This is a genomic window from Lysinibacillus sp. GW823-FHT02G10 (genome assembly GCF_058797135.1).
In genome coordinates, this window is sequence record NZ_JBXAJI010000001.1 from 805842 (window position 1) to 818148 (window position 12307).

A 12307-nucleotide genomic window follows, 5' to 3' on the forward strand; every position below is an offset into this window, starting at 1 on the left:
TCATAGCAGTCAAAACATACGTTAGTAGTGAGCGATTTTAACAGCATGATAGGGGTGAGTATGTGCACAAGGCAGGACAAGTAATGCGACAGGCTGTCCATAATATTTATGTTTATCGATTCGATTATGTACAGGTTTTTGCATTAATTAGAATCTTTCAGTTTTTATTAATGATCCCTGTAACCTCTATCGTTTTGAAGCTCATGCTACGAGTAACAGGGTTTACACATATTACTGAGCAAAATTGGCAAAGCTTTGTGACGCATCCCTTTGTGATGATAATGATTTGTCTATTAATTTTGCTGTTTTTATTATTTGTATATTATGAGATGGGCTTTCTATTTCTCATGGCCTTTCATCAGCAACGAGGACTTCGTTACCGATTTCTTCCTTTATGGCAACAATTAAATCGCAAGGTTGTCTATTTTTTTAGTGTGCAAGTTCTATTTCTCATCGTCTATTTAGCACTATTAATGCCACTAGCTTCCTTTATGCTACCCCTTACATTGACTCAATCCATCTCCCTTCCACATTTTCTAACTGAAGAAATCATGAGTAGTCAAGCGGGTAGGCTAGCATATGCTGCGGTGGCAAGCATCATCGTGATGATAGGTATTCGAAGCATCTTAACGTTACCTATCTTTACAATCCAGCCGAACATCTCTATTTTGCGTTCTTTTAAGCAAAGCTGGCGATTTTCCAAGCGTGGTTTATTTGAACTAGTCGTGCTACTAGCTATGCTTTTAACAGGTCATCTGTTGATGATGCTTGGTATCACAGTGGTCGCTACGTTTCCCCTCTATTTAATTGAACGTTTAATGCCAAGTGCAGCCTTGGTTACGGCTGGGCTGACACTAGCCTTTTTAGAAATGGTCTTTGTGGTGCTATTTAGTTTATTACAGGCGATGTTTTCACAAGTTATGGTCGCCATCACGTATAATACGCTAGTTATAGGAAAAGTGAGCGGAACTACACATCGGAAGCGGCACTATAAGCCATTACTATTGATCAGTGGCATTGTGTTTCTCGTATTAAGTATGATGAATATCAATTCATTAGAGAAAAGTGTCTATGCGCCAGATACCAAAATTATTGCCCACCGCGGCTATGTAGCAGGCAATGTAGAAAATACAATTAGTGGATTGGTGAGTGCAGCCAATGCGGGGGCAGATTTAATTGAAATCGACATTCAACAAACGGTGGATGGGGAATTCGTCGTCTTCCATGATCGAACATTACGAAGGTTAGCAGGTAAAAATGGTGTTATTGCGAATATGACCCTGAGCGAACTAAAAACGTTAACCATTCATCAAAATGGCTTTAGCGATAAAATTGCTTCATTAGATGATTGTATTGAAATTGCCAAAGCGTTAGATGTGGCGCTTCTAATCGAATTAAAGGTGCATGGTCAAGAAACAGAAGATGTTTTACCTAAATTAGTAGAGAAGCTACGAAAATACAAGGTGCTAGATTCCTATTATGTGCAATCCGCTGATGGACAGAAAATGACGCAATTAAAAAAATTGGTGCCGAATTTGCGAGTCGGTATTGTCTATGCACTCAATATTGGACCGATGGAGGAAAATGTTGATTTTATCGCATTGGAGGAATCCTGGGTAACGGAGCAGCTTATCGAAGAATTGAAGCAACATCCGACCGATTTATTTGTTTGGACACTCAATGACGACCGCTCCCTGCAAACCTTTATCGAAAAAAATGTCAGCGGCGTCATCACTGACCACCCCGACGTCGCCCGTGAGCTAAGAACCCAGCAAAGCGAAAACCAGTATTTCTTACAGCGCATCCTGAATCGTCTGAGATTTATCTTTTGATCAGGGGAGAATAAAATTGCGAAGAAGCGAATATCCAAAAGCAAAGCACCGCCATCTAGTAAATCGAATATTCAAGAGAAGTCGCTCGCAAATCGCTATCGCTCAAAATGAGGAAGCAAAGCTCTAGCCATAAAAATGGAGACAGTTTGTAACCTTTTTCGTGTGAACACGACTACTTTATTGAATTCGGGAAAATGAAGGAGATGCTTTTTGTATGAAAATGACGAAAGTCGTACCATTTGCTATGTCAGCATTATTATTAGGGGGCGCGATTGGAGCTCCAACTGCATCAGCGAACGAAGGAGAGGCTACTGTGATTAACGCAGAAACTTCGGAGCAACAAGTGCAGCCTATTTTTATTAAAGTGACAGGTACAGTTGAAAACGTAGAAGTACGTGAAAATGCCACATACTATACAGTGGTTGATGGTGACAATACAAATATTGTGATTGCCAATAAAGACTCATTAGTTTTTGACAATATGGGAAAAGAAGCCAAGCTTCAAAAAGGAGATAAGGTGTCAGCTTACTCATATGCCAAGAAGCCGATGCTTGCGATTTATCCACCACAATACAACCCAGAAGTAATCATTGTAGAAACAGAAGAAATGGGTAGCGTGGAAGTGGATTTCTTCAATAAAGATTTAGTGGATACTGAAAATAACCTCAAGTTAAATGTTGGGGAAGACACGAAGCTAGCAAGTGCTACTGGCAAAGCTGTGAAAGTGGACGATTTAAAAGAGCAGCATTTAGTGGTGTTCTACACAATCGCAACGATGAGCATCCCTGCTCAAACACCGCCATCAAAAGTGATAGTATTAGATACAATTGAGAAGGAAGAGCCTGTTGAAGTGGATCCAGCTCCAACACCAGCTCCAGCTCCAGTTGATTCAGCGGTTCAAGAAATTATCAATAAAGACTTTTACGAAGTAGATGGGACAAAAATGGTGCCGCTACGCTTAATCGCTGAAAAGCTAGGCTTTAAAGTAGAAGTAACGCAAAAAGGTGCCATTGTTTCAAAAGGAGCCCTTTCGTATACAATTACGCGAGGTCAAAAAGAATATGGTTATAATAAAGCGCTTCGCCAATTTAAAGTAGCCCCTGCTTTATTAGAATCTGGCAAAACATACGTACCTGTTGAATTTGTAGAGGAATTAACAAAATAATCTCGTCATCTCCCTTTATGGTTTCTACCATGAAGGGGGATTTTTTATGGGAAAAAATAGTTGTAGAAAAATATTTTAAAAAAGGTTTTAGAGAGCAGTTGGAGACAACTGAAATTGGTTTTTTGTGGAGTTTTCATTTTACGCTTAAGAGAAATAAGTGGCTTTAGAGAGAAAAAATCATACAGAAAATAAAATTCAGAGTATTGACAATTATTAAACTATTATTTAAAATTCAAAACAAATCCACATAAATACAGAAATAAAGTGTTGGATTTGTGGATTTTGTTGGATTTAACTTTGTGTTTGGAGTGATGATGTATGTCTCTTTCGTTTGAGGAACGTAAAAAAGTGATTTTAGATATTTTAGATTTAGAAGGAAAAGTGAAGGTAAGTGATGCAGAGCAGCTATTAAATGTATCAGGCGAGACTATACGTAGAGATATGGATCGATTGGAGAAGGAAGGGCTTCTACACAAAGTCTATGGGGGGGCTGTGAAGGCAAAGGAAAAGTATGAGAGGACCTTTGAACAGAAAACGTCACTTAACAATATAGAGAAGAGAAGGATTTGTAAGGCTGCTGCAAGTATTGTGGAAGACGGTGATGTTATCTTTATCGGTCATGGTACAACAGCCTATGAAATCGTTCGTTATTTAGGTGATAAGCCCAACGTCATTGTCGTCACAAATTCACTCCCAGTTCTATCATTAGCCGCAGAATGCTTTCAAGGGAAGGTGCTCTTTGCGGGAGGAGAATATGAACATCGACAAAAATTTATGGGAGGTCCATTAGCTGATTTATTTTTTAATCAACTAAAGGCAAATAAAGCCTTTGTTGCTGCAGGCGGAATTTCGTTAGCAGATGGTATTACCGACTATGATATTACGGGCGCAGCGATTTCAAAGAAATTAATAGAGCGGGCAGAAAATACGATTATTTTAGCAGACCATACGAAATTTGGTGTCTCTACATTTGCGCATATTTGTCATTTAGAGGACGTTTCGATGGTGATTACAGATCAAAAGAGCTCCACACAATGGCAGGAACGATTACAGCAGAAAAAAGTGGAATTATTCATTGCAGGTGAAATGTTGGATGACGTCAATGTATAGGAAGGTGGAAACTATGGACTATTTTGCAAATAAACAGGCAACCTTACAAAAATCAATTGACTGGTGGAATCCAGGAAAAACGAAACAGTGGCAAATCGATGGTGTTGATGTCGTTATCGGGAAACGAGAGGGCTATTATTTCTACGATGTGGATGGCAAAAAATTAATGAATGCGCATCTCAATGGCGGAACATATAACCTTGGCCATCGTAATCCAGAAGTCATTGCTGCATTAGTGGAAGGAACCAATTATTTTGACATTGGTAATCATCATTTTCCATCTACTGCACGTGCACAGTTAGCTGAAAAATTAGCAGCCTGCACACCAGAAGGCTTAACATATTCTATTTTCTCTAGTGGTGGAAGTGAAGCAATTGATGTGGCTCTAAAGTGTGCGCGTTATGCTACAAAACGTAAAAAAACGATTTCCATTAAAAATGGATATCATGGACACACAGGTCTTGCAGTTTCGCTTGGCAATGAACGCTATTCAAAACCATTTTTAAGTGAGGGCAGTCCCCATGAATTTGTGCACGTACCTTTCAATGATCTGGCGGCAATGGAACGAGAGCTTGCTAGAGGGGATGTAGCTAGCGTAATTATCGAGACTATTCCTGCGACATATGGTTTCCCCTTGCCCACTGCTAATTACTTGGCTGATGTCAAATCACTTTGTGAACGATACGGGGCATTATATATTGCAGATGAGGTGCAAACGGGCTTGATGAGAACAGGTAAGCTGTGGGGAATTGAGCATTATGGCGTGAAACCGGATATTCTGGTGACAGCAAAGGGGCTAAGTGGCGGTATCTATCCAATTGCAGCTACAGTGGTCAATGAACGAGCAGGCGGCTGGATGGAAGAAGATGGACTAGCCCATATTTCTACATTTGGTGGAGCAGAACTAGGTTGTGTAGTGGCGATGAAAGTATTAGAAATCTCCCAACGTCCTGAAGTAGTAAAGAATGTAGAATATGTTGCTCGTTATCTACGAAGTGGTTTAGAGCGTATTCAACAACAATATCCTGATTTCTTTGTGGGCATTCGTCAGCTTGGCGTTGTTATGGGCCTAGAATTTAATCATCCTGAAGGGGCTAAATATGTGATGAGCTCCTTGTACAAACATGGTGTATGGGCCATTTATTCAATGCTGGATACACGTGTGTTGCAATTTAAGCCAGGGCTATTATGTGATAAAGCGTACTGTGATGAATTGCTTGAAAAATGTGAGGCGGGCATAAAAGAAGCAGCGCAGCTTGTGAAATTTGCACGCTATTAAAGGAAAGAAAGCTTGTCAATTTAGTAAACAGGGGGTTTTCTAGATGGGTCAAATGGATTTCATAGATTTAGAATTGGTCCTTTCCAACTTTCATCAAGCAGCAAATGATGCATTAAAGGAGTTTAGTTGTTTACTAGAAGCATCTTGTAAAATGATTGATTATTCCGAAAATGCGACGTATCTCGTAGAAGATGGGCAGGGCAAAAAATATATTCTGAGGATCAGCCGACCAAATTACCATAAAAAAGAGGAGATCGAAGCGGAGATTGCCTGGTTAAACTCGCTCCATGAGCAATCTCCTATTGATGTATCACTACCGATGCGAGCAGATGACGGTGACTACGTACATGCTCATTCGTATAATGACACGATATATTATAGCACATTATTTACATTTTTGGAGGGCAATGCTCCTGATGAGAATAATGAAGATGACTTAATTCAGCAATTTGAAACATTAGGCGAAATTACAGCCATGTTCCATAAACACACAATCGAGCAGCATGATTATTACCAAGCCTTTCAGCGCATGACATGGGACTATGACACGATTCTAGGTCAATCTCCAAAATGGGCGAGATGGCAGGATGGACTAGGAATGACCCCTGCACGAATCGCTTTATATGAGGAAGCATCACATATCATTCAAAAGAAGCTTGAGGCATTTGGTAAAGATAAAACACGATTTGGTCTTATCCATGCGGATTTACGCTTAGCTAATTTACTCATCTATGGGGACGAAATTAAAGTGATTGATTTTGATGATTGTGGTTTTGGGTGGTTTTTATATGATTTAGCAACATCGGTGAGCTTTATTGAGCATATGCCTTATCTTGATGAGTTGATCGCTTCATGGGTTAAGGGCTATAGCAAAATTCGATTATTAACAGACGCAGAAAAAGAAATGATTCCAACTTTTATATTAATGAGAAGACTACAGCTTATTTCGTGGATTGGAAGTCGTGATAATGAGACAACGCGCTTACTTGGTGAAAATTACACGCTTCAGAGTGATGATTTAGTGAAAGCCTATGTAGAAAAGTATCAAGACTGTACCAACTAAATAACGATAAAAGGTGGCGAATAACATGTCTTCGAAAAAGGATGAAATCATCGTATTAAAGAAAGCCCTTACACCCATCCATTTATGGACAATTGGCGTCGGCATTGTGATTTCTGGGAACTACTTTGGCTGGAATTTTGGTTTAAGTCAATCTGGTTTTTTAGGAATGCTCATTGCCACATTATTTATGGCGATTATGTATTTAACGATGACCTTAGGTATTTCTGAATTATCGACGATGTTACCTTATGCAGGAGGACCTTACTCCTTTGCTCGACGGGCGATGGGGCGTTATATCGGTTTTATTACAGGAGTTGGTGTCGTGCTGCAATATGTCATTGCCGCACCAATTATCGCGATTGGTATTGGGGGCTATATCAGCTTTTTGTTTCCAGCCGTACCGACAGTGGTGGCAGCTGCCTTTATGTATGCTCTGTTCATGGGGGTTCATATTATTGGCATTAAAGAATATGCCACGATCGAAATGGTGCTTGTTTTTATTGCTTTAGGCTTACTAGTCTTAATGTATTTCGTTGGTTTACCGCAAATTAATGTGGGCCATTTATTCCCTGAGAATGGCGATCTTATACCAGGTGGATTTAAAGGCATCTGGTCAGCATTGCCCTATGCGATGTGGCTATTCCTAGCAATCGAGATGTTGCCTATGTTATCGGAGGAGACGAGAGATGTGCAGAAGGACATGCCGAAGGGGTTAATTTCAGGTATGGTGACCTTGCTGATTTTATCCATTTTGACAACAACTGTTGCCATTGGGCTAGCTGGCATCGATGTCATGACGGTTGCTGAAGATCCATTGCCAGCAGCGATTGCCGCTGTTTTTGGAAATACGTATTGGTTGGCGCAGATTTTAGCATCTGTTGGCTTAGTAGGACTAATTGCAAGCTTTTCGGGTGTGATTTTGGCTTACTCTCGTCAGGTCTATGCTTTATCACGTGCAGGCTATTTGCCAAGCATGTTATCGAAGATGCATAAAAAGCGTCAGACACCATATATGGCCATTATTTTGCCAGGCTTTATCGGGTTAGTGTTAGTCATTTTATTTAATCCAGATGATTTAATTTTAATTTCTACATTTGGGGCATTAGTATCGTATATTACGATGAATTTATCGGTGTTGATTTTGCGTAAAAAAGAACCTCATTTAGTACGTACCTTTAAGACACCGCTGTATCCATTTACGCCTATTGTCTCACTTGTGCTAGCCGTCATTGCTATCTTTGCGAGCTTCTTTGCGAATTTGACTTTTTTCATCGTTTGTTTGGCTGTTTTTGCTGTGGCAACGATCTATTATTGGGTGTGGGCAAGACACCATATTAACGAGGATGCACCAGAGGAACGCTTTGCGAAGGACGCTACAGTGCAGGTTGAGGTGCAAGCACCAGTATCGCCAATAGAGGCTATACGAGAATAAATAAAGGGATGGGTTTTCCTATGACAAAAGTGGAATGGGTCATTTTTGATAAGGATGGAACAATCATAGAAATGGATTCTTTATGGATTGCCTGGGCCAAAAATTTATATGCTAATTTAACTGAAAATTCAGACTTAGAGATCTATTTTTCCTTACAAACTTTTTTAAGAAACATAGGGGTTAATGACAATGGAACAACGATTGACCCAACGAGTCCTCTAGCTATTGGAAGTATACAAGAAGCTGAGACGATCGTGGCGTTCTTACTCTATCAGCAGGGAATCCCATGGAGCAAAGGGGTAACACTTGCGAGAGCAGCTTCCAACTTAGCCACATCGCAGCAGGAAAATAGCAAGGTACAGGCATTACCAGGTATTCGTAATCTCTTAATAACCTTAAAAAATAAAGGGAAGAAATTAGGGGTGATTACAGCTGATCAAACGGCACGAGCCAAATCTCATTTACAACAGCTAGAGTTATTAGCTTTGTTTGATTTCGTTCTAGGAAGTGACCAAGCTACATCCAGTAAGCCCTTCCCAGACTTAGCATATGTGGCAAAGGAACAGTTTCAAGTATCGCTTGAGAAAGCCGTGATGATTGGCGATTCGAATGCAGATATGCTCTTTGCTAAAAATGCTGGCATGTGCTTTTCAATTGGCATCATTCCTAGTGCCACATACCCAAAGGATTATTTACCTGATGCAACCGCAATTATTGAAGCGTATGACGAATCTGTTCTCACCATGCTAATCGAAAAGGAGTGAGCATATGGACAATCAGCTAATTGCCAAGATTACTGAATTGGTATTGGAAAAACTAACGCAAGGCTCTCAGCCTGAACAAGCTTCTAAAACGTTATCAAATGAGGAATTACAGGAATGGCAATCATTTCGATTAATAAAAGAAAACCAACATCAGACGCAGCAAACAACTGCCCCTGCATATGTAGCATTATCTACGCATGAATTACAGCATTGGCAAAGTCTGCACCAGCAATCATCAGGCACTGTCTCTGTAGCTAATTCGAGCGACTTAATTGCCCTAAAAAAATTTACATGACGGGAGGTTCGTCATATGGTGAGAGACCAAGATTTGGTTTCGATACAAGAGGCAAGAGACGGAATAGCAGCCGCTTCGATTGCGCAAAAAATGTATGCCAGCTTTACGCAAGAGCAGGTGGATCGAATTGTAGAGGCCATTGCCCAAGCTGCTTATAAACAGGCAGAAAATCTTGCTGTATTAGCTGTTACGGAAACAAAGATGGGCATTATTGAACATAAAAAAATAAAAAATGAGTTGGCTTCTCAAGGTGTCTATGAAGCCATTCGGCATGAAAAGACAATCGGCATTATACATGAGGATAGGATAGCAAGGCAGGTGGAAATTGCTTATCCATTCGGTGTTATTGCGGCAATTACACCTGTCACGAACCCGACTGCTACAGCCATTTTTAAAACGCTAATTGCCTTAAAGTCGCAAAATGCCATTGTCTTTAGTCCTCATCCAACAGCAGTCAACTGCACCATCGAGGCATTGAAAATTTGTCAGCAGGCAGCCGTTCGTGCAGGGGCGCCAGAGGGACTTATTCAATGGATTAGCCATCCAACAATAAAAGGAACAGAGGAACTTATGCATCATCGTGATGTACAGCTAATTTTAGCAACTGGTGGAGCAGGGCTTGTCAAAGCTGCCTATAGCTCAGGGAAACCAGCCTATGGTGTTGGCCCTGGGAATGTTCCTGTCTATATTGATCGCACAGCAAATGTGAACGAGGCAATGAAGCAAATTATCGATAGTAAATCATTTGATAATAGTACGATCTGTGCCACAGAACAAGCTATTGTCGTACATCAGGAGGTCAAAGCACAGGTGATGGCTGCTTTAGCAGAAAATGGGGCCATCCTTCTAAGTGGGCAGGACAAGGAAAAATTAGCAAAGGTGATTTCACCAGTAGCTCGTACATTAAATAGCCAAATTGTCGGGAAGCCAGCAACCGTAATAGCCCATATGGCCAATATTGATGTCCCTCGGCATACACGCGTATTAGTAGCGGAGGAACATCAGATTGGGAAGGAGTATCCATTTTCCATGGAAAAGCTTTCTCCCATCCTAGGTCTTTATACGGCTCGTTCTCAGGAAGAAGCCGTAAAGATTTGCCGTCGCTTGCTTGACGTTGGAGGGAGAGGACATAGCCTGGCTATTCATGCACAGGATGAACATTTTGTTAAGCAGTTTGCCGCTCAAATGCCCGTGTCCAGAATATTAGTCAATACTTTAGCATCTGTTGGGGCTGCAGGCGGTACGACAAGTTTAACGCCTTCCTTTACATTGGGCTGTGGGGCCTATGGGGGAAATATTACGAGTGATAATATTTCTGCACATCATTTATTAAATAAAAAAAGAGTGGCCTATGGTGTGAAGGCACTAACGATTCCTCCCCCACAGCATCCACAAAATATACAGGCTCCAGCGATGCAAGCAATTGAAGGGGTGTCTATTGACAGGTTGTCCATTGAAAAGATTGTAGAGGAAGTACTCACAAAGCTAAGTAATTAGAGGAGGAAAAGGAAATGAGCGTAGAGATAAATGGAGCTTTAGGCATGATTGAAACAAGAGGCTTAATCGGATCAATTGAGGCGGCAGATGCCATGGTGAAGGCAGCAAACGTCAATATTGTAGGGAAAGTACATGTTGGTGGCGGCATTGTGACGGTGCTGGTGACAGGTGATGTCGGGGCAGTCAAGGCAGCGACGGATGCAGGCTCTGAGGCCGCACGTCGAGTAGGTGAACTATTATCGGTACATGTTATTCCACGCCCTCATTCGGAATTATACGCAATTTTACCTAAGTGAAAAGTGAGGGATTGTGATGACAAACAATCAAATACATGTCACTGAAGTTACAAATCAAAGTATCCCGATTGCGATTTCTGCCCGTCATTGTCATGTTAATGAGGAGGATTTCTATTATTTATTTGGTAGAGACGCAGCGTTACAGAAATGGAAGGAACTTTCCCAGCCAGGTCAATTTGCTTCACAGCATGTTCTAACGATTAAGGGACCCAAAGGCCAAATTGACAAGGTTCGGGTTTTAGGCCCATTTCGCACTGCAACCCAAGTCGAAATCAGTCAAACGGATGCCATCAAGCTTGGCGTAACACCACCAATTCGTATGTCAGGCGACTTAGAAAAATCTGAATCAATCACATTGATTGGACCTCATGGAACTCTCCATAAAACACAAGGATTGATTATTGCACAAGCACATATTCATATGGCTGTATCCGATGCTGCTGCCTTCAATGTCCAAGATAAGGAAGTTGTGACGGTTGAAATCTGTGGGGATGGACGTCAGCTACGATTAATGAATGTGGTTGTGCGTGTCTCCTCAGCATTCGTCCTTGAGATGCATGTAGATACAGATGAAGCGAATGCCGCCGCTGTTCAACAGCATTCGATTGGCAAGCTTATCAAAATGGAGTGACAGGTATGGATATAAAAGAATTACAGAGAATCATCGAAGAAGTAGTCATATCGATGATGGATAAAAAGCATAAAAGACTTTTGCTTGTCCATTCTCATACGACCATTTCTAAGAAACAGGTGGACGTATTACAAAGCTATTGCCATGTTGAGGAGTGGCAGGCAAATGAAACCACAAGTCCCACTCAGCTATTCTACGATGCTATTGTTTTTCTCGAAGTGGATCAAGCATTTATCGTCAGCAGTGCCCAAGGCTTGCCTACTACACCGGCAGCCTTGTACCTGTCTGAGTTGCTGGTTAGCAATCAAACAGCAATTTTAATTCCAAATGAAAAATTATCTGCTGTTGTCACAGCAAAGGAACCGAATCCTTACATGAAAATGTTGCTGCATCATATAGAGCGCTTAAAGGAGTTTGGCTGTGACATTCAGTTATTTGCACAGCTTATTCGATTTTTAAAGCAGCAAGAGGAACCGGCTCGTTCGACTATAGTGGCAAACTATTTGACAGCAGAGATGCTTCAATCGTACAAGGGGCAACGGCTGACACTACCTGCCCACACAAAACTTACAGCACTAGCACAAGAAATGATTCAGGAAAAAGGGATGACGATACAAAGATATTAGCAGGAGTGTTGTTACATGAAATCGATTGGTATTGTGGAGACAAGAGGACTTGCGATTTCAATACGAATCGCAGATGCTATGCTTAAAGCAGCGGATATTCGAATACTTCGACAAGAAACCATCGATTTGGCTCTAGTAACCATTGCCATTGAAGGGGACACAGCGGCCATTCAGGAAGCGATAGCCATTGGTACACAACTAGCTAAAGCAGCCAACCAATGGATTGCCTCTTCAACTATTTTAAGGCCAGATATCGCGGTGAATGGATTAGTAACAGAAATTGCGAAAAAGCCAAGTACTTAAAATGAATAAAAGGA

13 protein-coding genes are annotated in these 12307 nt (G+C 41.1%); all 13 read left to right on the plus strand.

The annotated features are described in order from the left end of the window. Positions 1–62 precede the first annotated feature (62 nt). Positions 63–1832, plus strand: coding sequence for a glycerophosphodiester phosphodiesterase (locus tag AC1RFD_RS04010; RefSeq protein ID WP_259419078.1), 1770 nt, complete (start codon positions 63–65; stop codon positions 1830–1832). 214 nt (positions 1833–2046) lie between these two features. Continuing rightward, on the plus strand, positions 2047–2997 hold the full coding sequence (locus tag AC1RFD_RS04015; RefSeq protein ID WP_492474525.1) for a stalk domain-containing protein: 951 nt from the start codon (positions 2047–2049) through the stop codon (positions 2995–2997). Between the two features lie 318 nt (positions 2998–3315). After that, positions 3316–4107 carry a DeoR/GlpR family DNA-binding transcription regulator gene (locus tag AC1RFD_RS04020; protein ID WP_004229022.1) on the plus strand — a complete coding sequence of 264 codons (792 nt, stop codon included), beginning with the start codon at positions 3316–3318 and terminating at the stop codon, positions 4105–4107. A 13-nt stretch (positions 4108–4120) separates the two neighbouring features. Further along, entirely contained in the window at positions 4121–5386 is a 1266-nt protein-coding gene (locus AC1RFD_RS04025; RefSeq protein WP_004229019.1) for a class-III pyridoxal-phosphate-dependent aminotransferase, read from the plus strand. A 43-nt stretch (positions 5387–5429) separates the two neighbouring features. Next, the gene (locus AC1RFD_RS04030; protein ID WP_054550922.1) at positions 5430–6449 is read left to right on the plus strand and encodes a phosphotransferase enzyme family protein; all 1020 of its coding nucleotides are present in this window, start codon (positions 5430–5432) and stop codon (positions 6447–6449) included. Between the two features lie 25 nt (positions 6450–6474). Continuing rightward, positions 6475–7881: an ethanolamine permease gene (gene eat, locus AC1RFD_RS04035; RefSeq protein WP_048390427.1), complete on the plus strand. Its 1407-nt coding sequence runs from the start codon at positions 6475–6477 to the stop codon at positions 7879–7881. A gap of 20 nt (positions 7882–7901) precedes the next feature. Continuing rightward, complete coding sequence (locus AC1RFD_RS04040; RefSeq protein WP_259948896.1) at positions 7902–8645, plus strand: HAD family hydrolase; 744 nt, start codon at positions 7902–7904, stop codon at positions 8643–8645. Between the two features lie 4 nt (positions 8646–8649). Continuing rightward, complete coding sequence (locus AC1RFD_RS04045) at positions 8650–8940, plus strand: hypothetical protein (protein WP_004229009.1); 291 nt, start codon at positions 8650–8652, stop codon at positions 8938–8940. Between the two features lie 15 nt (positions 8941–8955). Further along, on the plus strand, positions 8956–10437 hold the full coding sequence (locus AC1RFD_RS04050; RefSeq protein ID WP_492474526.1) for an aldehyde dehydrogenase family protein: 1482 nt from the start codon (positions 8956–8958) through the stop codon (positions 10435–10437). Between the two features lie 14 nt (positions 10438–10451). Continuing rightward, positions 10452–10733 carry a BMC domain-containing protein gene (locus tag AC1RFD_RS04055; protein WP_004229005.1) on the plus strand — a complete coding sequence of 94 codons (282 nt, stop codon included), beginning with the start codon at positions 10452–10454 and terminating at the stop codon, positions 10731–10733. Positions 10734–10749: 16 nt separating this feature from the next. Next, complete coding sequence (gene pduL, locus AC1RFD_RS04060) at positions 10750–11364, plus strand: phosphate propanoyltransferase (protein WP_281216609.1); 615 nt, start codon at positions 10750–10752, stop codon at positions 11362–11364. Between the two features lie 5 nt (positions 11365–11369). After that, the gene (locus AC1RFD_RS04065) at positions 11370–11990 is read left to right on the plus strand and encodes a hypothetical protein (protein ID WP_115673997.1); all 621 of its coding nucleotides are present in this window, start codon (positions 11370–11372) and stop codon (positions 11988–11990) included. Positions 11991–12005: 15 nt separating this feature from the next. Continuing rightward, positions 12006–12293: a BMC domain-containing protein gene (locus tag AC1RFD_RS04070; protein ID WP_112117869.1), complete on the plus strand. Its 288-nt coding sequence runs from the start codon at positions 12006–12008 to the stop codon at positions 12291–12293. Positions 12294–12307 lie beyond the last annotated feature (14 nt).